This window comes from Cupriavidus basilensis, assembly GCF_000876015.1.
Taxonomy (GTDB): domain Bacteria; phylum Pseudomonadota; class Gammaproteobacteria; order Burkholderiales; family Burkholderiaceae; genus Cupriavidus; species Cupriavidus basilensis_B.
The window spans coordinates 461,095-485,642 of record NZ_BBQM01000015.1 but is presented as its reverse complement, the minus strand read 5'-3'; the positions used below and the strand labels follow the sequence as shown (position 1 = coordinate 485,642).

Below are 24,548 nucleotides of genomic sequence, written 5' to 3'. Positions count from 1 at the left end.
AGATCCTGGCGCCGTAGCGCGGCACGGCAAGTACCCCTTGCGCTGTCCGCGACCGCGCGGCTGGCCAGGACCGCTTCGCTTCATGCCGAAACAGCTTCCTGGTCCTCTCAACTCCCCGGCCGCGCCGTCAAGACGGGCGGCCTCAGCGCTTGCCTCATCATGCCCATCACCATCATCCCGAACTCCGTGCACTGCAACGACCTGGTCGACGACGGCCCGGTCGGACGACCGCTGAGCCAGCCTCCGTGCCGCACCAGCAGCCTGCGGGTCGCCCTGGAAGGCGCGGGCGACAACCGGACCGGCCTGTGGGAATGCACGCCCGGCTCCTATGAACGGCAGGTGCCGGAGGCCGAGGTCATGCATATCCTGGCCGGCTCCTGCGTGTTCACGCCAAGCGGCGGCGAGCCGTTGCGCATCAAGGCGGGCGACACGCTGTTCTTTCCCGCCAACACGACCGGCAAGTGGGAAATCCATGAGCCGCTGCGCAAGGTGTTTGTAATCCTGAAGTAAGGCGCCAGCCAAGGATGCGGACCGCGGCCAGGCCCGGTCCCGCAGAATCTGCGTTCCAGCCCCGCCAGTTTGCAATTCGCTATGGCGCAGCTCGGTCAAAACAGCGGCATGCGCGTCGGCATCGCCACTATGCTAGCCAGCATGAGCCCGATCGCCGCATCCACCCACTCTTCGCGAGCCCGGCCGGCAAGCGCCGTTGCGGCCAGCACGCAGCATCCGCGCCTGGGCATGGTGCTGGCCTATATCCACCAGCATCTGGGCGAGCCGCTGCCGTTGCGCAAGCTGGCCGCGGTCGTGGGGCTGAGCGTGGGCCGCTTCGTGACGGTCTTCAGGCAGACGGTCGGCATGACGCCGCACCGGTATATCAGCCTGAAGCGGATCCGCCATGCGCAGGCCCTGCTCCGGCAGGGGCTCTCCCCGTCGTTGGCCGCGCACGAGTGCGGGTTCTATGACCAAAGCCATCTCTGCCGCTGCATGAAAAGCGCGTGTGGCATGACGCCCAGCGAATTCCAGCTCACCGGCCAGGACACCGGCCGGCGCAAGCCGTCGTCCCTCGGTGCCGAATCCTTCCCCAGCGTCCCGTGAGAGCCGGGCGATGCGTCCGAAAGACTTCAACGTCCTGATTGCCGAACGGCGCCTCCGGCCCCGGGGGGCGCAACCGTCCGCGGGCCCGGGCGCATGGCTGGCGTCGTCGGCCGACGCTAGCCCTCCGATGTAAACAGCCGCTCGATCGGATAGTGCGTCTTGATGAACGGCGACTTGATGACGATGAAGCTGAAGTACTTCTCGATGCCGATCTTGCGGTCGAGCAGGCTCTCCATCAGTTCCTGGTAGTGGTTGACGCCACGCGTGATGAACTTGAGCAGGTAGTCGTAGCCACCGCTGACCAGATGGCATTCGACGATCTCGTCCACGTCCGCCACGGCCTTCTCGAAGCGCACGAAGTCTTCGCGGTGATGGTCTTCCAGCGTAATCTCGGTGAACACCGTCAGGACGTCGCCGAGCTTGTCCATGCAGATCCGCGCGCCGTATCCGGTGATGTAGCCCGCCTGTTCGAGCCGCTTGACGCGCAGCAGGCAAGGGCTGGCCGACAGCCCGACGGCGTCGGCAAGGTCCACGTTGGTCATGCGCCCGTTCTTCTGCAGGTGCGCCAGGATGCGAAGATCCAATCGGTCGAGTTTGACGGCCACGGACATGGTCCTTTGTCGCTTGTGAGTCACGCGGTATTTTCCACGCTGCCGGGCACCTGTGCAATTGGTGCGGACCCGCCTCCGGCAACCCGCGCGGCAGTCTGGCATTTGGCGCTGATCTGGCGCTGATCTGGCGCTGATCTGGCGCGGCTCAGTATCCCTTGCCGCGGTCCACCAGCCCGACCAGCGGTTCGCCGTCCCGGTGGCGGCGCAGATTGTCCAGCACGACCCGCGCCGCGGTCTCGGGCTGGGTCATGCTGGCAATGTGGGGCGTCAGCCATACCCGCGGATGACGCCACAGCGCATGGCCGGCCGCCAGCGGCTCGGGGTCGGTGACGTCGAGAATGGCCTCGCCGATCTGCCCCGCATCCAGTGCGGCCAGCAGGTCGGCGTCGCGCAGGTGCTGGCCGCGGCCGACATGCACGAGGCTGGCGCCGCGCGGCAGCGCATCGAACAGGCGCGCGCACAGCATGCCGCGTGTTTCGTCGGTCAGCGGCAGCAGGCAGACCAGGATGTCGGTGCGGCCAAGAAAGGCAGCCAGGCCATCCGCGCCGCTGAACGTGCGCGCGCCGTCGACGGCGCGCGGCGACCGGGCCCAGCCCGCGCAGTCGAAGCCGAACAGTTTCAGGCGCGCCAGCGCCGCTTGCCCCAGCGATCCCAGCCCGAGCACGCCCACGCGCCGGGAGGCGGCAGTGCGTACCTGGATCGGCCGCCATTGCTCGCACACCTGCTGGCGGCGATAGGCGGGCATGTCGCGGTGCAGCGCGAGCACCGAGAACACGACATATTCGATCATGCCGTCGATGATGCCGGGTTCGACCATGCGTACCAGCGGCACCTCGGCAGGCAAGGCGTCCAGGTCGAACTGATCGATGCCTGCGCCGGTGGAGAACAGCACGCGCAGGTTGGGGAAGCGCTGCGCGATGCCGTCCGGCGGCTCCCAGGCCGCCAGATAGGCCACCTGCGCGGGATCGCCGATGTCGGGCCACAGGCGAAAGTCGATCCCAGGTGCTGCCTGCGCGAACACTTGCGCCCAGATCCTGCCGCGCTCGGGGTCGGCCTTGTAGAGAAACGTTGCCTTCTGATCCATCTGTCGGTCCGGGTCGTGTGTTTGTGTGTCTGATCCGATGCCCTGCTCAACCGGTGGCCAGGTCGGCCAGGGCAAAGGTGGTGAAATCCGGCGAAGCCGGCGCGAACGCGCCTTTCTTCATCGCGCGCATGCCGCCCGCATGCACCAGCCCGAGGTCGCGCAGCCATGCTTCGATCTCCGGGTCCGCCACGGCGTCGATGCGCAGGAAGCGCCCGCCGGCCAGGCCGGCCAGATGCGCGATCATCGCCTTGGCCGGACCGGCGCCGGGCGCGACCACCGGGCCGATCATCGCGCCCCTGCCGAAGCGCCGCAGTATGGCGAAGCCGAGCGGGCCGTCGGCATGATCCAGCACTACCGCGCCCACGGCGTGGGCCAGCCACGCCTCGATCAGGCGACGGCGCCCGGCGCCGCTGGCCGCGTGGTCCATGGCGGCAATGCGTGGAAGATCCTTGTGTCCGGCCGGGCGGAGCCGGCAGCCCCGCGGCAGCGCCATCAGCGGCGCCTGGATGGCCTTGCCTTCGTAAGGGTGCACGTAGCCGCCCAGCGTGAAGCCGAGCCGCCGGCAGAACGCTTCGCTGTCCGTGGGCGCGTGCAGCAGCATGGGGCCATTGCCGGCTCCCGCGGTCAGCGTTTCCATCAGCCGCCGCCCGATGCCCCGGCCCCGCGATGCGGGCGCCACGCTGACCAGCCCGACCGACGCGCCGCGCGGCTCCCACAGCCAGCGCAGGCCAATGCCGGCGATGGTGTCGCCAAGCTGCGCGATACGGCCTTCGCCAAGGGCGAACAGCGTTTCCCAGTCGCTCGCGCGGTAAGGCCAGCGCAAGTGTTCCGACAGCGACAGGGCAGCGGCCAGGTCAGCCGCGACCATGTTGCGCAGATGCACGGGCTTGTCGTCCGACATGAGTGTGAGCGGTGCGGGATCCATGAGTGCGCCGGCCTCGCCGAAAGATGAGTGAGCGCCAATGATGCGATGAACGGCGGGACCCGGGATAGGAAAAACTTGCTGTTTCCCGAGCGCACTGAACCGGTGCCACGGCCTAGGGTAATCCCTCGATTTTTTTGGTGCAGATGCACTCGCGCCGGGCACCTGGCACACCATGCCAAACAGACCCCGCGAAACCACAGCATCCACTGTCGCGAAGGCCAATATCCTACAAAGTCCTCGTTGGCCCATGCTTCAATGACACCGTGTTGACGCGCTTCGCCATGTCGCCGCCAGACAAGCGGGCGGCAACAGTGCCGCGTCGCCGCCGACGCAAGCCGGGCCGGCATCGCGCCGGACTGCGCGGGCGATGGCGGGACAGCGAACCCGTATTGCCGTACTGCCGCATTGCCGTATTGCACCCCCTGTTCTCACAATCGATATGAAACTCGAAAGCTACTGGAATGACGGCGTTGCCCGCTTCGCCGGCGCCACCGAACCATTGACGTCGAACGTGGACGTCGCGATTGTCGGCGGCGGCTTCTGCGGCCTGTCCGCCGCGCTGGCGCTGGCGCGGCGCGGCGCGAGCGTGGTGCTACTGGAGGCGGGCAGCCGTCCGGCCGGAGAGGCTTCCGGCCGCAATGGCGGACATGTCAACAACGGGCTTGCGGTCGACTACGCCACGCTGGCGGCGCGCGTGGGCGCGCAGCAGGCGCGCGACTGGTATCACGCCTATGACGCCGCGGTCGATACCGTCAAGCACGTGATCGACGCCGAGCAGATCGACTGCGACTTCCTGCGTCATGGCAAACTCAAGCTGGCTTCCCGTCCTGGCCACCTGGACGCGCTCGCGCGCAGCTGCGATCTGTTGCGCCGCGACGGTGTCGACCTCGATGTGGAACTGCTCGACGCGGCGCAGACGCGTGCGGAAGTCGCCAGCGAGCGCTATCACGGCGCGCTGCTGTACAAGAAAAGCGGCCAGATGCACATGGGCCGCTTCGCGCTGGGCCTGGCGCAGGCCGCCGCGCGGCATGGCGCGCGCATCTATCTCGACACCCCCGTCCAGCGCCTGCAGCGCGTCGGGTCCGGCCACCGGCATCGCCTGCACACGCCGCGCGGCGTATTCGAAGCGGACCAGGTGCTGCTGGCCACCGGCGCGACGCGTCATGGCGGCTATGGCACGTTCGGCTGGATCCGCCGCCGCATCGTGCCGGTCGGCAGCTTCATCCTGGCCACCGAGCCGCTCGGGCGCGAACGCGCACAGGCCTTGCTCGCGGGGCGCCGCACCTACGTGACGACCGCCAATGTCCATCACTATTTCCGCCTGTCGACGGACGACCGGCTGATTTTCGGCGGACGCGCGCGCTTTGCCGGCTCGAACCCGCAGTCCGACGCCAAGAGCGGGCGGCTTCTGCGCGCGTCGATGCTGGAAGCGTTTCCGCAACTCGCCGACGTCGGCATCGATTACTGCTGGGGCGGTCTGGTCGACATGACGCAAGATCGCCTGCCGCATGCGGGGGAGCGCGACGGGCTGTACTACGCGATGGGTTTCAGCGGGCACGGCACGCAGATGTCCGTGCACATGGGGCAATGCATGGCGCGCGTGATGGCGGGCGAGACCACCGCCAACCCGTGGCGCGCGCGGCAGTGGCCGGCCATTCCGGGGCACGTGGGGCCGCCCTGGTTCCTGCCCGCCGTCGGTCTCTATTTCAGGCTGAAAGACAAGGTGTCCTGAACGCACGCCGCTGCCGCGCGCCGCATGACAGCTTTGCCAGTCCCACTTTCTTCGTCATTCAGGAGCCCTTTGCCATGCCAGCCCCGAAACCGCCGGATGCCCTGATCGGCCCAGCCGGCTACAACAAGCGTCTCATGGGTCTTGCGCCGGTTCCGCTGGGCGGCCCGATGGGTCATTCGCTCGCCGGGCACGCCTGGCGCGCAGCCTGAGCCATCGAAGGAGGAAATATCGTGAACCTCTTCATCTTGCGCCTGCTGGCGCGCCGGATCGGGCTCGCCCTGGTCTCCCTGCTGGCGGTTTCGGCGATCGTCTTCGCGATCACCGCCGTGCTGCCCGGCGACGCCGCGCAGGAACAACTCGGACAGGACGCCACACCGGAAGCCCTGGCTGCCCTGCGCGCCCAGATGGGACTCGACGTGCCGGCACCGCAGCGCTACGCGCACTGGCTCGGCAATCTCGTCAGGGGCGACGCCGGCGAATCGCTGGTCACGCACATGCCGGTCAGCGAGACGATCGGCAGCCGCCTGCCGCTTTCGCTGCTGCTTGCCGGCCTGACCGCGCTGATCTCGGTGCCGGTCGCGCTGACCCTCGGCATTCTCGCCGCCGTCTATCGCGGCACCTGGTTCGATCGCGCCGTGAGCCTGGGTTCGGTCGCGGTGGTCTCGATTCCCGAGTTCCTGGTGGCCACCCTGGCCGTGCTGCTGTTCGCGGTGCAGTTGCGCTGGCTGCCCGCGCTTGCCTATATCGGCAGCGACGATTCCTGGGAAAAGGTGCTGCGCTCGCTGGCGATGCCGGTGCTGAGCCTGTGCTGCGTGATCGTTGCCCAGATGCTGCGCATGACGCGCGCGGCGGTCATCGACCAGCTCAAGGCCCCGTACGTCGAGATGGTCCAGCTCAAGGGCGCCTCCGCCACGAGGATGGTGCTGTTCCACGCCTTGCCCAATGCGGTCGGCCCGATTGCCAACGCCGTGGCGCTCAGCCTGTCATACCTGCTTGGCGGCGTGATCATCGTCGAGACGATCTTCAACTATCCGGGCATCGCCAAGCTGATGGTCGACAGCGTCGCGCAACGCGACATGCCCGTCGTGCAGGTCTGCGCCATGATCTTCTGCGCGGCCTACCTGGTCCTCGTCACGCTGGCCGATGTCTGCGGCATCGTCGCCAACCCGCGTCTGCGTCACCGCTGACACCCTGCCGGAGCCGTTGTCATGTCTACTACTTCCAACACGCATGCGGCAGTCACGCCGCCCGGGGCGCGCCGCCGCCCGGGCCTGCCTGCCCTCGGCCCGGCCGGATGGATCGGCCTGCTGATTCTTGCCGCGTGGCTGATTGCCGCCATCGTCGGGCCGATCGTGATCCCGCAGGACGGCACCCCCGTGGGCGAGGTCCAGATCTTCGGCCGGGTCAGCGCCGCCCACTGGCTCGGCACCGACTACCTTGGCCGCGACATGCTGGCCCGTGTCATTCTCGGCGCGCGCTACACCGTGCTGGTGGCACTGGTGTCGACACTGTTCGCCAGCGGCATCGGCATCACGCTCGCGCTCCTGGCCTCGGTCAGCGGACACTGGGTCGACGCCTGCCTGAGCCGGGGCCTGGACACGCTGACCGCGATACCAAGCAAGATGTTCGCGCTGATCATGGTCGCGGCGTTCGGCTCCACGGTCTGGATGCTGGCCATCACCGCCGCGGTCATCTATGTCCCCGGGGCCTTCCGCATCGCGCGCTCGCTCGCGGTCAACATCAATGCGATGGACTACGTGACGGTCGCCCGCACGCGCGGGGAAGGCATCGGCTACATCATGCGCCAGGAGATCCTGCCCAATATCGCCGGCCCGATGCTGGCCGACCTGGGGCTGCGCTTTGTCTACGTCGTGCTGCTGCTGGCCAGCCTGAGCTTTCTCGGGCTCGGCATCCAGCCCCCCGATGCCGACTGGGGCTCGCTCGTGCGCGAAAACATCGGCGCGCTGTCCGACGGCAGCATGGCCGTGGTCGCGCCCGCGCTGGCGATCGCCAGCCTGACGCTTGCCGTCAACCTCGTCATCGACAACCTGCCGGGCCGCTCGGCACGCAACGGAGCGAAATAATGGGGACTTCCGTCAAGGTTACCGACCTGCGCATCACCGCGGGCCAGGCCACGCTGGTCGACGGCGTCAGCTTCGAGATCGAGGCGGGCAAGGTGCTGGCGCTGATCGGCGAATCCGGCTCGGGCAAGACCACCACGGCGCTCGCGCTGATGGGCTACGCGCGGCATGGCTGCGAGATTTCCGCGGGCAGCATCCAGGTAGGCCAGCACGACGTGCTGGGGCTTTCGCCCAACGAGCGGCGACGCCTGCGCGGCCGCTCCATCACCTATATCGCGCAGAGCGCGGCGGCGTCGTTCAATCCGTCGCGCACCATCATGGACCAGGTGGTGGAGCCCGCGCTGATTCACGGTTTGCTGGACCGGCGCGCGGCCGAGCAGAAAGCGGTGGCACTGTTCCGCGAGCTGGCGCTGCCGAATCCGGATTCGATCGGCGAGCGCTATCCGCACCAGGTATCCGGCGGCCAGTTGCAGCGGCTGATGGCGGCGATGGCGCTGATCACCGACCCCGACCTGGTCATCCTCGACGAGCCGACCACGGCGCTTGACGTGACGACGCAGGTCGAGGTGCTGCGCGCCTTCCGGCGCGCGGTGCGCGATCGCAAGACAACCGCGGTGTATGTCAGCCACGACCTTGCGGTGGTGGCGCAGGTGGCCGACCAGATCGTGGTGCTGCGCGACGGCAAGATGCGCGAGGCGGGCGAGACCGACCAGATCCTGTTCCGGCCGGCCGACGAATACACGCGCAGCCTGCTTGCCGCGGCGCGCCCGGCGCGGCGCCAGGGAACGGCGGCCGCGGCGCAGGCGCAGCCGCCGCTGCTCGAAGTGCGCAATCTGTCGGCCGGCTACGGCCCCGTCGATTCGGCCGGACAGCCTGCTGTGCGGATCCTGGAAGGAGTTGACCTGACGCTGTACCGGGGCCAGGCGATCGGCGTGATCGGCGAGTCCGGTTCCGGCAAGACCACGCTCGCGCGCGCCATCGCGGGCCTGGTGCCGCCGTGCGGGGGCAGCATCGTGTTCGACGGCGCGGCGTTGAAGCCGACGCTGGCGGGGCGCAGCCGAGAGGAACTGCGGCGCATCCAGATCGTGTTCCAGATGGCCGACACCGCGCTCAATCCGGTGCGAACCATCGAGGACATCCTGGCCAGGCCGCTGCAGTTCTTTCACGGCCTGCGCGGCGAGGCGTTGCGCGCCCGCATCCGCCGGCTGCTCGACCTTGTGCGGCTGCCTGCCGGCGTCGCGCAGCGTACCCCGGCGGGGCTGTCGGGCGGCCAGAAGCAGCGCGTCAACCTGGCGCGCGCGCTGGCGGCCGAACCGGAGCTGATCCTCTGCGACGAAATCACTTCCGCGCTGGATACGGTGGTGGGCGCCGCCATCCTCGACCTGATGGCGGAATTGCGCCGCGAACTGGGCGTCTCCTGCCTCTTCATCAGCCATGACCTGCACACCGTGCGCGCGATCTGCGACGAGATCGTCGTCATGCAGCACGGCCGCAAGCTGGCGCAGGTACCCCATGCCGACTACGACAGCAGCGGCAACCACCCCTACTACACGCTGCTCGCGCGCTCGGTGCCGGAACTGCGCCGCGGATGGATCGACGAGGTCGACCTGAACATTCCCGGCGCGGTGCCTGCCGCGCAACCGCATGCATCGCACCCATCCCTCTGAATTCGCATGAAAGGAGCCATTCCGATGTCGTTGTCTCTCCAGAACACAACCCTGCTGCCCGGGCGCAACCTGATCGGCGCCGAATGGAGCGGTGCGGCCGACGGCCTTACCCTGGCCGTGACCGATCCGGCCACCGATGAAGTGTTTGCCCAGGTGCCGGACAGCGGCGCGGCCGACGCGCGCCGCGCCGTCGACGTCGCGCATCGGGCGTTCTCCACCTGGCGCAAGGTGCCGGCCAAGCAGCGCGCGCAGATCATCAAGCGCTGGAACGACCTGATCGTCAGCCACGTCGAGGACCTGGGGCGCCTGATCTCGCGGGAACAGGGCAAGCCGCTGGCCGAGGGCAAGGGCGAGGTGCTGTATGCCGCCAGCTACGTGGAGTGGTTCGCCGAGGAAGCGACGCGGGCCGACGGCGACGTGATCGCCGCCCCGGTGGCGGGCCGCCGCATGTTTGCGCTGCGCGAGCCGGTCGGCGTCATCGCAGCGGTGACGCCGTGGAACTTCCCCGCCGCGATGATCGCGCGCAAGATAGCGCCGGCGCTGGCCGCCGGCTGCACGGTGGTCTGCAAGCCCGCCGAGGACACGCCGCTGACCTCGCTGGCGCTGGTCAAGCTGGCCGAGATCGCCGGGGTGCCGCCGGGCGTGCTGAACATCGTCACCACCTCGCGCGAGCGCGCGCCGGCGGTGGTCGACGTCTGGCTCGACGACCCGCGCGTGCGCAAGATTACCTTTACCGGCTCGACGCCGGTTGGCAAGCACCTGGCGCGGCGCTCCGCGGATACGCTGAAGAAGCTGTCGCTCGAGCTCGGTGGCAACGCGCCGTTCATCGTCTTCGACGATGCGGATATCGACGCTGCCGTCGACGGCCTGATGGCGGCCAAGTTCCGCAATGGCGGCCAGACCTGCGTGTGCCCCAACCGCATCTACGTGCAGGACAAGGTGCACGACGCGTTCGTCGACAAGCTGGCCTCGCGCGTGGGCGCCCTCGTGGTGGGCCCGGCAAGCGATCCCGCTTCGCAGATCGGCCCGATGATCAATGCGCGCGCGGTGGACAAGATCGAACGGCATGTCAAGGACGCGGTCAGCCGCGGCGCGCGCGTGGTCGTGGGCGGCGAACGTGTGCGCTCAGAGCGCTGCGCGGGTCCGAACTACTACGCGCCGACGGTGCTGGTCGATGTCGACGACACGATGGCATGCTCGTGCGAGGAAACCTTCGGCCCGGTCGCGCCGGTGACGCGCTTCCATACCGAGGCGGACGTGATCGCCGCGGCCAACGCGACGCCGTTCGGCCTCGCGGCGTACTTCTACTCCAATGACGTGCGCCGCATCTGGCGCCTGGCCGACGCGCTGGAATCCGGCATCGTCGGCGTCAATGAAGGCGCCGTCGCGGCGGAGGCCGCGCCGTTCGGCGGCATCAAGGATTCCGGCTACGGGCGCGAGGGCTCCCGCCACGGCCTGGAAGAGTACATGCACATCAAGTACGTGTGCCAGGGGCTGCTGGACTGACCGCCGACAGGCGTCGCCACGCAAGGCGGCCGACAGATGCCGGCCGCTTTGCCTTGCCGCCAGCGCGGACTCGCGCGCCAGCGAAGGAACTGCCGTTGGCACGGCGATAACGGTATTCGCTGCTGCGCGGCCCCGTGAATTCGGGAGAAGCTGCAAGACCTTGATCCCTATACTCGTTCCGAACCGGACGGGGAAGCGCTGCCAGGAACTGCCGGATGGCGCCCGTGGCCGGAGCAATGAGCGATCGGGTTCGCCATCTCGCCGCCATCGGGCGGCGCCGGTGCCCTTCTCCCTGACCCTCCGGTCGCATGCGACCACGCATAGACCACCAAGCGACGAACGCCAATGCCATCTCCACAGGCCCACGAGCCCACCGACATCAACGTGCTGCTGCGGCTGCGCAAGCGCCTGGAGTCCGCCACCACCGCGGAGGTGCGCTTCGACGCGGTCACTCGCGCGGTGTATGCATCCGAAGCATCGAACTACCGGCAGGTACCGCTGGGCGTGGTGATTCCCAGGACGCTGGAGGACCTCGAGACCACCGTGCGCGTCTGCGGCGAGATGGGTGTCGCCATGGTGCCGCGCGGCGCGGGCACGTCGATGAGCGGGCAGTCGGTCAACCTGGCGGTCTGCATCGATCACTCGAAGTACCTGCATGCCGTCGAGGCTGTCGATCCGACGCAGCGCATCGGCAGGGTGCAGCCAGGTGTCATCTGCGACCACCTGAAGCTGGCCGCTGCCGCGCACGGCCTGACCTTCGGGCCGGACCCCGCGACCCACAGCCGCTGCACGCTGGGCGGCATGATCGGCAACAACTCCTGCGGCGCCCACTCGGTCATGGCCGGCAAGACCGTGGAGAACGTAGAACGGCTGGAGATCGTGAGCGCGACCGGCGCGCGCTTCTGGGTCGGCGCCACCGACGACGCCGCCTATGCCGAGCACATGGCCGCCGGTGGCGAGCGCGCGCGCATCGTGCGGGGCCTGCGCGAGCTCGCCGAACGTTACGCGGACGACATCCGCGCGGGGTTTCCACGCTTGAAGCGCCGTGTGTCGGGCTACAACCTCGACCAGTTGCTGCCCGAGAACGGCTTTCATATTGCCCGTGCCCTGGTCGGCTCCGAAGGCACTTGCGCGACGGTGCTGCGCGCCGAGACCCGGCTGGTCGAAGGCTTGCCGCAGCGCGTGCTGCTGGTGCTGGGCTTCGACAGCATCTTCGACGCGGCCGACTGCGTGCCGGCGCTGCTGGCGCTCGGGCCGATCGCCATGGAAGGTCTCGACACCGGCATCATCGGCGGCCTCAAAGAACTCGGACTCAAGCTCGACGACATTGCCGAGCTGCCGGCCGGCAACGCCTGGCTGATGATCGAGTTCGGCGCCGTGCAGCGGGCGGACGCAACGGCGCTGGCCGAGCGCGCCGCCGCCGCCGCGGCGAGTTTCCCGAGCCGCCCCAGCCGGCGCGTGGTCGCCGATGCCGCCCTGATGGGCCGCCTGTGGTCGATCCGCGAAACCGGGGCGTCGGCCACCTCGCTGTCCACCGTGCCGGGCCAGCCCGATCCGACGGTCGGCTGGGAAGACGCCGCCGTCGAGCCGGCACTGCTTGGCCCCTATCTGCGCGAGTTCTCGGCGCTGGTGGCGCGCTACGGCTACAAGACCAATATGTACGGGCATTTCGGCGATGGCTGCATTCATTCGCGGATCACGTTCGATCTGCGCTCGGAAGCCGGCGTCGATGACTGGAAGCGCTTCCTGGCGGAAGCGGCGGCGCTGGTCGTCAAGTACAAGGGATCGTTGTCGGGGGAACATGGCGACGGACAGGCCAAGGGCGACTTCCTCCACCTGATGTTCTCCCCGCGCCTGATGCAGGCATTCCGCGAGTTCAAGGCCCTGTGGGACCCGCGCGGCCTGATGAACCCGGGCAAGCTGATCGACGCCATGCCGGTCGACGAGAACCTGCGTCTGGGGCCCGGCTACAAGCGCGATACGCGCGCGAGCGTGTTCTCCTACCCGATGGGCGATGGCCAGGGCTCGGGCTACGGCCGCGAGACCGAGCGCTGCATCGGCATGGGCAAGTGCCGCTCGCTCGAAGGCGGCACCATGTGCCCGAGCTTCAAGGCCACGCGGGAAGAACGCTATGCCACGCGCGGACGCGCGCGGCTGTTCTTCGAGATGCTCAACGGCGAGGTCATCAGCGAGACCCGCGACGCCGAGGCCGTCAAGGATTCGATGGACCTGTGCCTGTCGTGCAAGGGCTGCAAGAACGACTGCCCGACCCACGTCGACATTCCCAAGTACCGCAGCGAGTTCCTGCACCGCTACTACCAGCGGCGCCTGCGTTCGCCGATGGATGCGGCGATCGGCCGCATCGGGCAGTGGCTGCCCGCCGCGACATACGTTGGCGGCGCGCTCAATGCCGCGCTGCGCAATCCGGTCGCGCGCCGCATCGGCCAGCTGTTCGGCCTGGCGCGCACGGCGAATTTTCCCGACATCGCCCGCCGCGCCTTCCTTCGCGGCGCGACGGCGAAGCGGCTGCGCGAGCAGCCCGTGCATGGCTACGGCCCGCGCGATGTCCTGGTGTGGACCGACACCTTCAACAACGGGTTTACGCCCGGCGTGCTCGAAGCCGCCGTGACCGTCATCGAGCGGCATGGCTGGCATGCGCGCCTTGCCACGCGGCACGTCTGCTGCGGGCGGCCGCTCTACGACGTCGGCATGCTCGACGCGGCGCGCCGCAACCTGCTCGAGATTCTCGACGTGCTGGCCGGTCCGGTCGCGGCCGGGGTGCCCGTGCTGGTGCTGGAGCCAAGCTGCCTGTCGGTGTTCCGCGACGAAATGCCCGCCCTGCTCCCCGACGACCCGCGCGCCGGGGCGCTGTCCAGGCTCGTTGTCACGATGGCCGAGTTCGCCACGCGGGCGGACATCGCGCTCGGCGCGGACACTGCCGTCCACCTGCACGCGCACTGCCATCAGCGCGCGTGCGGCGGCACCTCGGCCGAAAGCGGGTTGGGCGCGAACGTGCTCGATACCGGCTGCTGCGGCATGGCGGGCGCGTTCGGCTATCACAGCAAGACGGCCGACATCGCCCGCGCGATCGGCGAAAGCACGCTGGTGCCCAAGCTCGCCGGCCTGCCCGCGCAGGCGCTGGTCGCCGCCGACGGCTTCAGTTGCCGCACCCAGATCCGCAAGCTGACGGGGCGCGAGCCACGCCATCTCGCCGAGATTCTTGCCGCGTCAGCGCCCGCCGGCGCCAGCGCGGCGCCCGCGTTTCATCCAGAACCGCAACCGCAACCCCAGTCGAAACCAACCCGCGACGTCGATCTCGCGGACCATGAAAGAGGTGTCATCCAATGAGTCAATCCAACCAAGCCCATATCGCGGCGCGCACCGAACATGTGCCGCATGGTGTCGTCACCGCCCATCCCCTGTTCGCGGAGAAAGCCGAAGGTGCCTATCTCTGGGACGTGGAGGGGCGGCGGTATATCGATTTCGTCGGCGGCATCGGCGTGCAGAATATCGGCCACAATCACCCGAAGATCGTCGAGGCGGTACGCCGTCAGCTCGATCGCGTCACGCATGCGGCGTTCCAGGTGGTGGGCTATGACGTCTATGTCGAACTGGCGGCCCGGCTGAACAAGCTGGTCGGCGGCGGCGAACCTTACAAGTCGCTGCTCGTGACGACAGGTGCGGAGGCGGTCGAGAATGCCATCAAGATCGCGCGCGCCTACCGCAATGTGCCCGGCGTGATCGCGTTCCGCGGCGGCTTCCACGGCCGCACGCTGCTGGGTTCGACACTGACCGGCATGAGCACCCCGTACAAGCAGAACTTCGGCCCGCTGGCCGGCGAGGTCTATCACACGCCGTACCCGGACGAATACCGCGGCTTCACGGGCGCCGACGCGATCCGCGCGCTCGAAGAACTGTTTGCGACGCAGATCGCGCCGGAGCGCGTGGCGGCCATCATCCTCGAACCCGTGCAGGGCGACGGCGGCTTCCTGCCGGCCGGCAACGAGTTCCTCCAGGCACTGCGCGCGCTGACCACCAGGCATGGCATCGTGCTGATCCTCGACGAGATCCAGGCGGGCTTTGGCCGCACCGGAAAGATGTTCGGCTTCCAGCATGCGGGCATCCAGCCCGATCTGGTCACGGTGGCGAAGAGCCTGGCCGGCGGCATGCCGCTGTCCGGCGTGGTCGGGCGCGCCGAGATCATGGACGCGCCGGCGCCGGGCGGGCTTGGCGGCACCTATGCGGGCAACCCGCTCGCCTGCGCGGCAGCGCTTGCCGTGCTCGACGTATTCGAGGAAGAGCAGATCCTGTCCGGAGCGCGCGCGCTGGGCGAAACGCTGCGGGCCGGGCTGGAGCGCCTGGCAGCCGAATTCCCGGCGGTCGGCACGGTGCGCGGCGTGGGCGCGATGCTGGCGCTGGAGTTCGTGCGAAATGGCGATCCGCTGCAGCCGGATGCGGAGTTCGCCCAGGCAGTGATCGACCGTTGCCGGGAAGGCGGCCTGCTGGTGATCAAGTGCGGCGTGTATCGGAACAACCTGCGGCTGCTTGCGCCGCTGAATACCCCGGCGGAGACGGCCGAGGAAGCGCTGGCGATTCTGCGCGCGGCAATCGAGAAGACCAGCGCGAAGCGCTAACCCGCGGCAGGCGGGCGCCGTGTGCTGGCTCCCGCCTGCCCTGCGCGAATGACATTGCGTGGGGGATTGTGCGTGGGAGTGGGTTTCGATGGCGGGACGGATTGCCGGAGAACCGAGGGTGCTTGTCGAGCCGGAACGATCCTTCGATCCGGCCTGACTTCGAAGGCAGCTTCATGAGGTACAACGGCCAATATTGCCGTGGATACAAATGGGCGGCTGCTGATGGTGAACCTGACGCCTGCAGACATTGCCGACAGTACAGGGGCAGTGACGGTACTGGAGGCCTTGAAGAGGCGTTGACCGGGCCTGAAACATCTGTTTGCTGATGGCGCGTACGATCGTCGCGCGCTGATGGATAAAGCCGCGACGCTCGACTTTGTCGTCGAGGTGGTGCGTCGCCACGAGGATCAGGTTGGCTTCGCGGTTCTGCCCCGGCGTTGGGTAGTGGAACGGACCTTCGGCGGGATGATTCGCTGGTGCCGCCTGGTCAGGGACTACGAGCGACGTCCCGACATGTCCGAGGCAATGGTCTATATCGCAATGGGCGGACTTCTACTACGCAGAGTCGCCCATCCTTGAATTTTCAAACAGGCTCTGAGAGCCGGGTCAGGGGTTTCCGACCAGCCACTCGCTGTAGGCGAAGGCGGCCCGGGCCTCGGCAATCAGCCCGTCCAGCCTGGCGGCGTCCTCCATGATCGGCCCCGCCGCCGCACGCAGCATCGGCTCCCAGTTCGTGGCCACGAGCGCGGCCGTCGCCTGCAACCAGGCGCCCGCCGCGTCGGCGTCCACCCCGAAATGGCCCGCCGCGGCGGTCAGCCGCGGCACCCCGGTGCGGGCCGTGCCGTCGGCGTTGGTGGCCATGAACAATCCGGGGCCGTCGGCGAGCGGCCGCGGCATTCCAGTCATGGCGGGCGTGATGTCGAACGCCGGCGCCAGCCGCCAACCGCGTTTGGCATGGCCGTCATGCAGCAGGCCGTGGTTTAGCGGGTGATCGTCGACGTTGCCGACCAGGGCATTGAAGGCCATGCGCTGCCACAGCTCGCGCAGCAGCGCGCCCAAGTCGTCGCGCCCCCTCGCCCACACGCGCACGGCATCGCCAAGGTTCAGGTAGGAGCGCCGCGGATCGCCCCTGACCGCGTCCAAGGGGAGTCGCAGCACCGTGTGGGCACTGGCGAACAGGCGGCGCTGCGGGCGATACGGATCCCCCGCGCGGTCAAACCGTTCGACCAGCAAGACCTGGTGCGAGCCGAAGGTGTGCAGCACCACTGGTGCCGCGTCCAGCCCCGCCATGTTCGCCAGGCGCATCGTCACGAACTCGCGGGCCGGCATGGCCGGCCGGTCGCCGCGGTCCTGCATCTTCGCCAGCCAGAGGCGGCCTTCATGCACCAGGGTCGCCTTCGGGCGCTCCCCGCCCGCGCTGGTGTCCAAGTCCTCGTTGAGCCGGCGCAGCGCTCGGCTGGCTGGCGCGGCCGCGTCCAGCTCTTCGGCGATGGACTTCAGTTCCTCCAGGCCCTTGGGCCGCCAGGCCAGCTTGCGGTCCATGTCGACGCAGACCTCAATGGCCCCGACGCCATCCGGGACCCCGCGCTCGAGCAGCTCGAGGGGGCTCAGCTCGGTACCCGCATGCGCATTCAGGCGGTCCGCGCCGTAGCCCGCCGGCTTAGCATCGCGGATCACGCCAGGGAGACCGTCGGCGGCAGAAATGGCGATACCGCGGGCACTGCGCACGAGGCGAAGCGCCACCGGATCCAGGGGGAGCGCGTCGCCGCGCGCAAGATAGTCGGGCCGATAGTTGAACCGGGCGGTGCGCTCGACCGTGAGATCGGCTGCATGCAATGGCGTGTCGCTCCCTGGCAGCCAAGTCCAGACAGGCACCGTCGGCATCAGCGGCCAACCCGCCGTTCGGCAAACGGAATGGCCTCAGGGTCGCGGTGTGGATCGAGCACATCGTCCACCTGGCCCAGCAAGTGCAGGCCTTGCAGGACCTTGAGCAGGTTGCCAATTGACACGCCGTCGGCGCCCTCCTCCAGCGATCGCAGCGTCGAGGGCGACACATCCGACAGGCTGGCGAGTTGCTCTTGCGTCATTTCCCGCAGTCTCCGCGCGAGGATCAGGCGCTTCCCCAAGCGCTCCAGGGAGCTCTTGACCAAGACAGGGGTGTGCTTAGGCGAGCGACGCGGTGGAATCGATGACATGGTTCAAAAATAGGGGTTATTCGCCATAATATCAACAAAAATCGCGAGAAAATTGTTGTCCTTATGCGGATGCGGTTCAAACACATCACTTCTTAGCTGTGGGGGCATACTTCGGGCACAGGACACTGTTGGGGCATGGTACCGTCGGACCGACAACAATCTTGGGCAGCCATTGGCATCGTTCGGGGGAAAGTGCGGGAACAACCGCTATGGCTGATCCCGCACTTTCAACACTTTTGTTAACGACTTGGCGCTTGGGTGCCCTTTTGCTTTTGGCGCACTTTCGGCGCCGCCAACCGTTGCTGCACGACCGTTAGGCTCCCGCCCCGACTCGAACCTTGGCTGTCTTCCGCGCGCGGAACTTCGGGCCGCCGCACTTCGCGCTAGCGCAACGCGACAGCGCCGCGCAGTCGCCCGGACCGTGCGCCTAGTCGCCAGCGACAGCTGGTTGTGGGAACACGAGCACAGCGCCTATTCGGCCGGTTGGGTTGGAGCACCGAGTAACCAGAGCCGCTGTAGTGCCCTTGCCGTGCCGCTGGCGCCGCAACCTGGGCCGGCACCACCAGCTGCCGGTGGTGCGCCGAAACCGACCCACAGGCTGGGACTATGCCGGCGCGCGCAGGCGCCACCGGCGCCGGCCGGCCCGGCCTGAATCTACAGAGTCGCCATCACGCCGTTGCGGGCCGGCCACGTGCCCGATCTGGACACCGCACTCACTGCAGGACCATGCGCGGACAGGCCCACCAATTGCCGATGCGTTGGTGCGAACCGTTCTTCCGCGAGCCGGCCAGCGCCCGCACAGCCGCGCAGCGCCGGGCGCGCTCTGCCGGCTAGGGCTAGCGGGGCGACCGACTGCCAGCAGGCACACGCTGGCACCTGCGCGAATCCACAAGCGACCGTATACGAGCGCACAACCAGCCAAGCTTCGAGGCAACTCTGACACCAGCACCGGCCAGCTGACCGCCCAAGACCTCCACCGCCAGTTGCCGGCTGCATGCGCCAAGCCAACCTCGATGCAGGGAGTGCGCTGTCGCTCGCTAGCGCTGGCGCCGGCGGGGCCGGCCAGGCTGGCAGGGATCTTCGACGCTTCCGATTACCTACACGCTCAAGCCGGCGCTGCCCGACGCGCGCGTGGCAGGCCGCCGCACACTGCGGTCTACAGCATCCTCTAGACGGAGACGAGCGCTGACCACGGAGGGCAGTTGACGACCCAAAGCGGTCGCTCGCGGGTGAGCCCGCCGCGTCCGCTTCTAGAGCATGACCGGCCCGTCCAGGTTCTTGGATCCGTTCTCGCCGAGGCAGCCGGAGCGCTTCCGTCGTGTGGCGGCGGAGTCAAGGCGACTCACGCAAAGCACCGAGTTGATTAGAATGACGCGGCACAGGCTTGTGTGCAAAGCGAACCAGATGCGTGCATGACTCGGGCTTTATTATGGGGCGTGATTTATAGTCCAAACCATCTCCGATTCAATAAGATATTCGATCATGAAAATCACAATTACCGCCAGCCACAAATCCGTTCCCCGGGGGCTGTCATTCGAATTGCCTAATTTTTCTATTTTCACTGGGAAAAATGGAAGTGGAAAGAGCCATCTTTTGGAGGCTATGGCCAACACATCGCTTTCAAATATTGTTATTGATGGCGCCGTCGCACAAAAAATAACACTGATCGGCTACAACGCATTAAACCCACAGGTGGACGAACAATGCGATTCCAGCCAAATAATCTCAAATGTAAATAACTGGTGGAATCAAATCAGCGGAATTGTCCAACAATACACTACCGCCTTAAATATGGGAGAGCAATTTTCTGATCCTGTCGCTCAATTCGTACCGAGAGTCGTTCACAATCCGCCACTCCAGTCGCTTTTACGGCAGATCCTTAAAAGATCAGGGAAACATCTCGATGAACTCACTCAAGACGATATTTCCGAAAACCTAAACGCAACGGATTTTTCACAAGGGAATTTATTTTTTAGCCAATGTGCACTTATTTTCAAAACATATCACCAGCGAAAGATAAAAAATGATTTCAACAAGTATCGCTCGGAAGTGCGAGGAATTATCGGTGCCAATTTTGTAGACGACGATGTTTTTGTAAAAAAATATGGACCAGCCCCTTGGGAATTGGTTAATGATGTGCTCGCTCGCGCGAATTTGCCATATCGCGTAAACAGCCCTGAGGTTGGCGATTTCGAATTGCCATATCGCCTCAGGCTCGTCGACGAAGCCACAAACATAAACATTTCCGTGAATGATTTATCGTCGGGCGAGAAAGTTCTTATGTCTTTGGCACTCGCGATTTACAACACGCAGGAACACGGTGACAGACCCGATCTCCTTCTACTCGACGAACCGGACGCGCCATTACACCCGGAATTCTCTAGATTGTTGATCGATACAGTAGTCGAGACGCTCGTCGAAAAGGCCAACGTGAAAGTTGTTATGACAACACACTCGCCTTCGACTGTCGCAATGGCGCCGGACAGCTCGATCTTCGAGATCAATAGGAAAACGAAATTTCCTCAATTGGTCAGCAGTACGCACGCGGTGCAGAATCTGACCAGTGGCATCGACTTCCTTCGTATTTCCTTCGACCGAAGGAGGCAGATTTTTGTAGAGAGCAAATATGATGTACTGTACTTCTCCGAGCTTTATAACGTCCTCCGTCGCCGTCGTAATTTCACGTTCGAGCCTGTTTTTCTTGAACCTCACAGTGGAACGTCCAACTGCACGGACGTCATCCAGATAGTTAGTCGATTGCGGCACTCTGGGAGCGACTTGGCGTTTGGCATCATTGATTTCGATTCTGTTAACAAGTCTACCGAGTCGATTTTCGTGCTTGGCGAGGGTGCTAGATACGCGATAGAAAATTATCTGCTTGACCCGATCTATCTGAGTCTCGCATTAATACGCTACGGCAAAAAGAGATTCGCTGATTTTGGGGTCGGCCATGACAAGCAGTCTTATACGGATGCCTTCAAACTAACCCAGGAGGAATGCCAGCGAATGATTGATTCGATCCTGCAACTTCTTTCAATTCAACTATCCGATCTAATGCCCGTCAAACTGGAAAACGGATATCAGCTATCTTATCCAAAAGCGTATCTTTTCCATCAGGGGCACGACTATGAGCGGATATTGCTTCGGGGCATTCCGGAGCTTAATGCAATAGCTCGTGGCCAAGGTGATTCAGCGTTGAAGCTTGGAATCCTGCAGGTCGTTGGTGAATTTCCGGAATTCCTGGCAGTGGAGGTTGGCGACACGCTCGCTCGTGCGTTGAATCCGATCGAGACACCAGTCATTTTGCAGGCTCCTGAAGTACCGTCAAAGATTGATGGAGTGAGCGCTGGGGTTTGAAGAAGATGGCGGCTAAGAGAAGCGTTTAGGATAATCTTCCTTGGAAATTATTACTCTATGTCTGCTACCCCGTCGCGGCATCACGGGACGAACGCCGACGCTTACGGCCGCCTGACGTCGGGCCCGAGGTATGGGGCCGGCGTCCATATGGGGGCGGTTTGAGCGCACGAAGGCGGACATTCGCGTTGACACCGCGGAAGACTCATTGTGGCCGAAATACGACATCCGCTACCCTTTCCTTCCCCACATAAAGCGCCCTCACGGAAGCCTGGCCCGCTGCCTGTCCCACCACGTGGGAGGCAGCTTGACAAACCCCTCCCCATCCTTCGCATTGAAGTCATAGCGGACACGGTCATCGATCCAAAGCAGGCGAGGAACGTCGGGATCCAGATAGGTGCGCTCAGCCAGCATTTCGCCACTGCGGGCATCGTAGAGCCGAAATACCACGCCCCATTCGCGCGGCAGGTAGCATGTCTCGCCGGTGTAACTCCCGACCGTCTCGCGCCGGCATTCTCGTGCGCCCGACCTGTTTAGTGCGTCATAGCAATATGGCAGACTCGCCAGCATTGCGACCAACAGAGTGCCAAGCATGAACAAGTGCTTCCGCCGCTGCCTTGTGCTGCTCATAGGTCGAACTCCACAACTAGCGGCGCTCCAAACCCAAGCCATTTCCTATCCGAGTACAGGACCAGGTCTCCGCCTTGCTTATGCTTCAACTGCCAGTCGCGATAGTCTTTGTTGCGGACGGGGTAATACACGTTCCTCTCCGTAATCATGCCGTCCCTTGCCACGGGGAACATTGGCCAATCCCACGCAGTCGCCTCCCCGGCCAAGGCTGCACCGGGAACGATGATAAACCCCGTCTTGTTCCAGTGCCCCAGGTACTGCGACCCGCTTCTGATCAGGCCATGCAGGTACGTACTGTCTCTGTCATGAAACGTGAAAACGTCGCGCATATAGACGGTAGCGTTATGTATCTCAACACGCCCTCGACCGCCATTTCTTGGGTAGAAATAGTGTTCTCCAACCGCGATATTTAGGGTAAAAGCGCCGAGCGATCCGTATAGATCGTCCATGAATAAACCATTTTTTATGGCAGTTCCTCGAACAAACATGGAGAATTTATCCGGAAAATCAGAATCCACCCTAGTCAGTTGAAACTGAAAACCACGGTGATAGCGATGCATATCCCCGCCACTGAGCCTCCATGCATCCCGATAGTGCGGTGACGGCTTGCTTCTCTTGAAAATCCTGATGATCGCATCCTTTGCTGCTTGCGAATACAGGCCAACGCTCACCAGTTCATCATATTTTTCTTTTGCACGCGGATATTTTAATATCCAATCCAGCTTGAACATCGTGGTATCAATCATGGCGTCAGGAAACGGATTTCCGTCCTGATTGATGCCACGGCGTGCGCCGTCATCCGTAGCCGCATAGTTCAGTTCGCCGGAGAACCACTTTCGCATGACCTTGGCGGACATGGGCCAGCCAATCCGCTCCATAGCCGGTGGTATGTCTTGTAGGTCAAATGGCTTGACCTTCCGCCTGGGAGTCTCTGGCCGGGGTGCCGGTTCCGGCTTGGGCGGCGATGGTGCGTTCAGCCATTCACGGAAGTCGATGAAGCTCTCTATCAGGTTCTTGCCTTCTCGCTTGGTCGCGGCAGGCTTTGGCCTGAATGGCGGGGGCGGCTGGTCGCGCAGCGGGGGTGCGGATTTCTCGCTGCTCAGTGCAAATTCCTCCACATCCAGAGGAATACAACTCTCCTTCTTCTTCCACGACCACGGCAATAGCAGACCTTGCATGTAGTAAGGAAGCGGCTCGTTTCCGTTCTCCATCTTTCCATCCTCCGACTCGGCGCACGATTTTTGAATTAACGCGCGAGTGGCCACGGAAATAAATCAGTAAAGTCCGAATCTGGATGAAATTCCTTCTTAACTGTACCAATTGGGATCGAATTCGTGCCGGGACTGCAAGGCACTAACCAGCCTTGCAGCCCCCCTCCTAAAAATCAACGCTGGCGCGTCAACTATCGCCCTCGACGCGACGCCCTTCACCGCCCAGCGCAGCAAGCTCACTCAATACCGCCGTCTCATGCGCAAGCCCTGCGGCCAGCGCCAGGAGACGGCTCTGCCCTTCCCTCGCGACATGACTGGCGCAAGTTGAGCCGTCAACCTGCTCGCTGGCCGCCACCAGCAACGCATTCAACTGCGCCGCTTTCTCCGCAGCCAGACTCAAGGGATTTTCGGAAGGTGCATGCGCGGTGACAAACATGTCCGCACCGGTATGTTCGGCGGTGATGCCGTAGGCAGTGTGCTTACGCATGGGACGCCCTCCTTTGCGGAGTGCGCATGCGCAAGGTCACGATGGGAAACGAGGAATAGGAATAGCCGGGACTGGCTGGCGAAGATCGGCGCATGGAAGGCCTCCCTCATAGGTGCGTTGACAAGGCCGCAAAGCGGCGGCCGTTCGCCCTCCTATTCGGGCCGCTAATCCCGGTTGCTGTGATTGCAGCAACGAAGCGAGTATAGCTTGCGCTGCATTCGACGCAAACTCACCGGGCTCAATTTGAGAATTGTCCCGGGTGCAGTGCGACGGGCCGCCGGATCAAACCCAGGCAGCCCCCAACCCCTCACTTCGCCAAAACCCCCCGAATCGTCTCGGCCAGATCCTTGGCCAGGAACTTGGACACATAAGCATCCGCCCCCACCTTGCGCACATGATCCTCGCTCGCCGTCCCGGACAGCGAGGAATGAATCACCACCGGGATCGACTTGAAGCGCGCGTCGCCCTTGATCTTGCGGGTGAGCGTGAAGCCGTCCATCTCGGGCATTTCGAGGTCGGTCAGCACCAGGGCGATTTCGTCCTGCACGGTGCGGCCGGCGGCGGCGGCGTGTTCGGCGATTTCGCCGAGCTGTTGCCAGGCTTCTTCGCCGGTCTTGGTCATGAGCACGGGCACGCCCATGGCCTTGAGGCCTTGCTCGATCAGGCTGCGGGCGAAGGCGGAGTCGTCGGCGGCGAGGATCTTGGCGCCGGGGCGCAGGTTGAGCTGGGGGCCGACGGTCTTGGGGTCGACTTCGGGCTGGCGGGTGGGCAGCACGTCGCGCAGGATCTGCTCCACGTCCAGCACCTGGACCAGGCGGGGGTTGTCGGTGTCGGTATCGAGCTTGGCGATGCTGGTGACGAGGTCGCCCTTGACGCTGGTCTCGGCGGAGACGACCTGGTTCCATTCGAGGCGCACGATTTCTTCCACGGCTTCGACGGCGAAGCCTTGGGTGGAGCGCGCGTATTCGGTGACCAGCAGGATGTTGAGGCCGCTCTTGGGCGTGCAGCCGACCAGCTTGGGCAGGTCGATGACGGGGATGACCTGGCCGCGGATGTCGGCCATGCCGAGCATGGCGGTGCCGCCGCCGACCACGGTCGTGACCTTGGGCATGACCAGGATTTCGCGGACCTTGAAGACGTTGATGCCGAACAGTTCGCTGTGCGTGGACTGGTCGGACTCGCCGAGGCGGAACAACAGCAATTCGAACTGGTTGTTGTTGGTGAGGTTGGTCCGTTCGTCGATGTCTCTCATCGCGCTGCTGCCGCTCATACGCTTCCTTTGTCCAGCCGGGGCGCGGATTGTGCCGCGCGGAGTTGATCGTGTCCCTGGGCCCGC

General features: G+C 65.2%; 19 protein-coding genes and 1 pseudogene. 11 read left to right on the top strand and 9 right to left on the bottom strand.

Annotated elements, in window-relative coordinates:
* The first annotated feature begins 159 nt into the window (after positions 1 to 159).
* The gene (locus KF708C_RS16100) at positions 160 to 510 is read left to right on the top strand and encodes a cupin domain-containing protein (RefSeq protein ID WP_020203723.1); all 351 of its coding nucleotides are present in this window, start codon (positions 160 to 162) and stop codon (positions 508 to 510) included.
* Positions 511 to 591: 81 nt separating this feature from the next.
* A complete protein-coding gene (locus KF708C_RS34180; protein ID WP_063923016.1) occupies positions 592 to 1,095 on the top strand; it encodes an AraC family transcriptional regulator in 504 nt (167 codons plus the stop codon).
* 116 nt (positions 1,096 to 1,211) lie between these two features.
* Here KF708C_RS34180 and KF708C_RS16090 read toward each other — a convergent pair whose 3' ends face one another.
* From KF708C_RS16090 to KF708C_RS16080, 3 genes are all read right to left on the bottom strand, one after another.
* Entirely contained in the window at positions 1,212 to 1,706 is a 495-nt protein-coding gene (locus tag KF708C_RS16090; protein WP_020203722.1) for an Lrp/AsnC family transcriptional regulator, read from the bottom strand.
* 145 nt (positions 1,707 to 1,851) lie between these two features.
* Complete coding sequence (locus KF708C_RS16085) at positions 1,852 to 2,790, bottom strand: 2-hydroxyacid dehydrogenase (protein WP_059412574.1); 939 nt, start codon at positions 2,788 to 2,790, stop codon at positions 1,852 to 1,854.
* Between the two features lie 46 nt (positions 2,791 to 2,836).
* Positions 2,837 to 3,715: a GNAT family N-acetyltransferase gene (locus tag KF708C_RS16080; protein ID WP_231586502.1), complete on the bottom strand. Its 879-nt coding sequence runs from the start codon at positions 3,713 to 3,715 to the stop codon at positions 2,837 to 2,839.
* Positions 3,716 to 4,154: 439 nt separating this feature from the next.
* Here KF708C_RS16080 and KF708C_RS16075 point away from each other — a divergent pair, with 439 nt between their 5' ends.
* The 8 genes and pseudogenes from KF708C_RS16075 to KF708C_RS16040 all read left to right on the top strand — a co-directional run.
* Positions 4,155 to 5,447 (top strand): NAD(P)/FAD-dependent oxidoreductase, encoded by a 1,293-nt coding sequence (locus KF708C_RS16075; RefSeq protein ID WP_059412572.1) that lies wholly within the window; start codon positions 4,155 to 4,157, stop codon positions 5,445 to 5,447.
* Positions 5,448 to 5,677: 230 nt separating this feature from the next.
* Positions 5,678 to 6,634, top strand: coding sequence for an ABC transporter permease (locus KF708C_RS16070; protein WP_059412571.1), 957 nt, complete (start codon positions 5,678 to 5,680; stop codon positions 6,632 to 6,634).
* A 21-nt stretch (positions 6,635 to 6,655) separates the two neighbouring features.
* Positions 6,656 to 7,531 carry an ABC transporter permease gene (locus KF708C_RS16065; protein ID WP_020203717.1) on the top strand — a complete coding sequence of 292 codons (876 nt, stop codon included), beginning with the start codon at positions 6,656 to 6,658 and terminating at the stop codon, positions 7,529 to 7,531.
* On the top strand, positions 7,531 to 9,195 hold the full coding sequence (locus KF708C_RS16060) for an ABC transporter ATP-binding protein (RefSeq protein ID WP_059412570.1): 1,665 nt from the start codon (positions 7,531 to 7,533) through the stop codon (positions 9,193 to 9,195). Before KF708C_RS16065 ends, KF708C_RS16060 begins: the two co-directional genes overlap by 1 nt.
* Positions 9,196 to 9,219: 24 nt before the next feature.
* Positions 9,220 to 10,701, top strand: a complete 1,482-nt coding sequence (locus KF708C_RS16055; RefSeq protein WP_059412569.1) for an NAD-dependent succinate-semialdehyde dehydrogenase — start codon at positions 9,220 to 9,222, stop codon at positions 10,699 to 10,701.
* Between the two features lie 345 nt (positions 10,702 to 11,046).
* Positions 11,047 to 14,049 carry an FAD-binding and (Fe-S)-binding domain-containing protein gene (locus KF708C_RS16050; RefSeq protein WP_059412568.1) on the top strand — a complete coding sequence of 1,001 codons (3,003 nt, stop codon included), beginning with the start codon at positions 11,047 to 11,049 and terminating at the stop codon, positions 14,047 to 14,049.
* Positions 14,046 to 15,335, top strand: coding sequence for a 4-aminobutyrate--2-oxoglutarate transaminase (gene gabT, locus KF708C_RS16045; protein ID WP_059412567.1), 1,290 nt, complete (start codon positions 14,046 to 14,048; stop codon positions 15,333 to 15,335). The genes KF708C_RS16050 and gabT overlap by 4 nt, the downstream gene beginning before the upstream one ends.
* A 177-nt stretch (positions 15,336 to 15,512) precedes the next feature.
* Positions 15,513 to 15,914: pseudogene (locus KF708C_RS16040) on the top strand (transposase); the annotation flags it as partial.
* Positions 15,915 to 15,941: 27 nt separating this feature from the next.
* Here the strand turns inward: KF708C_RS16040 and KF708C_RS16035 are convergent.
* Positions 15,942 to 17,171 (bottom strand): type II toxin-antitoxin system HipA family toxin, encoded by a 1,230-nt coding sequence (locus KF708C_RS16035; protein ID WP_231586500.1) that lies wholly within the window; start codon positions 17,169 to 17,171, stop codon positions 15,942 to 15,944.
* Between the two features lie 47 nt (positions 17,172 to 17,218).
* Positions 17,219 to 17,530, bottom strand: coding sequence for a helix-turn-helix domain-containing protein (locus tag KF708C_RS16030; protein ID WP_059412565.1), 312 nt, complete (start codon positions 17,528 to 17,530; stop codon positions 17,219 to 17,221).
* A 1,482-nt stretch (positions 17,531 to 19,012) separates the two neighbouring features.
* Here KF708C_RS16030 and KF708C_RS34590 point away from each other — a divergent pair.
* Positions 19,013 to 20,887, top strand: coding sequence for an AAA family ATPase (locus tag KF708C_RS34590; RefSeq protein WP_082079587.1), 1,875 nt, complete (start codon positions 19,013 to 19,015; stop codon positions 20,885 to 20,887).
* Positions 20,888 to 21,145: 258 nt separating this feature from the next.
* Here KF708C_RS34590 and KF708C_RS16025 read toward each other — a convergent pair whose 3' ends face one another.
* The 4 genes from KF708C_RS16025 to KF708C_RS16010 form a co-directional block, all read right to left on the bottom strand.
* Positions 21,146 to 21,514, bottom strand: a complete 369-nt coding sequence (locus tag KF708C_RS16025; RefSeq protein WP_059412564.1) for a hypothetical protein — start codon at positions 21,512 to 21,514, stop codon at positions 21,146 to 21,148.
* The gene (locus KF708C_RS34585) at positions 21,511 to 22,725 is read right to left on the bottom strand and encodes a DUF6402 family protein (RefSeq protein WP_231586497.1); all 1,215 of its coding nucleotides are present in this window, start codon (positions 22,723 to 22,725) and stop codon (positions 21,511 to 21,513) included. Before KF708C_RS34585 ends, KF708C_RS16025 begins: the two co-directional genes overlap by 4 nt.
* 187 nt (positions 22,726 to 22,912) lie before the next feature.
* Positions 22,913 to 23,212, bottom strand: coding sequence for a hypothetical protein (locus KF708C_RS16015; RefSeq protein ID WP_059412562.1), 300 nt, complete (start codon positions 23,210 to 23,212; stop codon positions 22,913 to 22,915).
* 307 nt (positions 23,213 to 23,519) lie between these two features.
* The gene (locus KF708C_RS16010; protein ID WP_020205812.1) at positions 23,520 to 24,482 is read right to left on the bottom strand and encodes a chemotaxis protein; all 963 of its coding nucleotides are present in this window, start codon (positions 24,480 to 24,482) and stop codon (positions 23,520 to 23,522) included.
* Between the last annotated feature and the right edge of the window lie 66 nt (positions 24,483 to 24,548).

Coding starts and splice junctions, on each gene's coding strand:
- KF708C_RS16100 (WP_020203723.1), top strand. CDS start 160: ATGCCCATCACCATCATCCCGAACTCCGTGCACTGCAACGACCTGGTC.
- KF708C_RS34180 (WP_063923016.1), top strand. CDS start 592: ATGGCGCAGCTCGGTCAAAACAGCGGCATGCGCGTCGGCATCGCCACT.
- KF708C_RS16090 (WP_020203722.1), bottom strand. CDS start 1,706: ATGTCCGTGGCCGTCAAACTCGACCGATTGGATCTTCGCATCCTGGCG.
- KF708C_RS16085 (WP_059412574.1), bottom strand. CDS start 2,790: ATGGATCAGAAGGCAACGTTTCTCTACAAGGCCGACCCCGAGCGCGGC.
- KF708C_RS16080 (WP_231586502.1), bottom strand. CDS start 3,715: ATGGATCCCGCACCGCTCACACTCATGTCGGACGACAAGCCCGTGCAT.
- KF708C_RS16075 (WP_059412572.1), top strand. CDS start 4,155: ATGAAACTCGAAAGCTACTGGAATGACGGCGTTGCCCGCTTCGCCGGC.
- KF708C_RS16065 (WP_020203717.1), top strand. CDS start 6,656: ATGTCTACTACTTCCAACACGCATGCGGCAGTCACGCCGCCCGGGGCG.
- KF708C_RS16060 (WP_059412570.1), top strand. CDS start 7,531: ATGGGGACTTCCGTCAAGGTTACCGACCTGCGCATCACCGCGGGCCAG.
- KF708C_RS16055 (WP_059412569.1), top strand. CDS start 9,220: ATGTCGTTGTCTCTCCAGAACACAACCCTGCTGCCCGGGCGCAACCTG.
- KF708C_RS16050 (WP_059412568.1), top strand. CDS start 11,047: ATGCCATCTCCACAGGCCCACGAGCCCACCGACATCAACGTGCTGCTG.
- gabT (WP_059412567.1), top strand. CDS start 14,046: ATGAGTCAATCCAACCAAGCCCATATCGCGGCGCGCACCGAACATGTG.
- KF708C_RS16030 (WP_059412565.1), bottom strand. CDS start 17,530: ATGTCATCGATTCCACCGCGTCGCTCGCCTAAGCACACCCCTGTCTTG.
- KF708C_RS34590 (WP_082079587.1), top strand. CDS start 19,013: ATGAAAATCACAATTACCGCCAGCCACAAATCCGTTCCCCGGGGGCTG.
- KF708C_RS16025 (WP_059412564.1), bottom strand. CDS start 21,514: ATGAGCAGCACAAGGCAGCGGCGGAAGCACTTGTTCATGCTTGGCACT.
- KF708C_RS34585 (WP_231586497.1), bottom strand. CDS start 22,725: ATGGAGAACGGAAACGAGCCGCTTCCTTACTACATGCAAGGTCTGCTA.
- KF708C_RS16015 (WP_059412562.1), bottom strand. CDS start 23,212: ATGCGTAAGCACACTGCCTACGGCATCACCGCCGAACATACCGGTGCG.
- KF708C_RS16010 (WP_020205812.1), bottom strand. CDS start 24,482: ATGAGCGGCAGCAGCGCGATGAGAGACATCGACGAACGGACCAACCTC.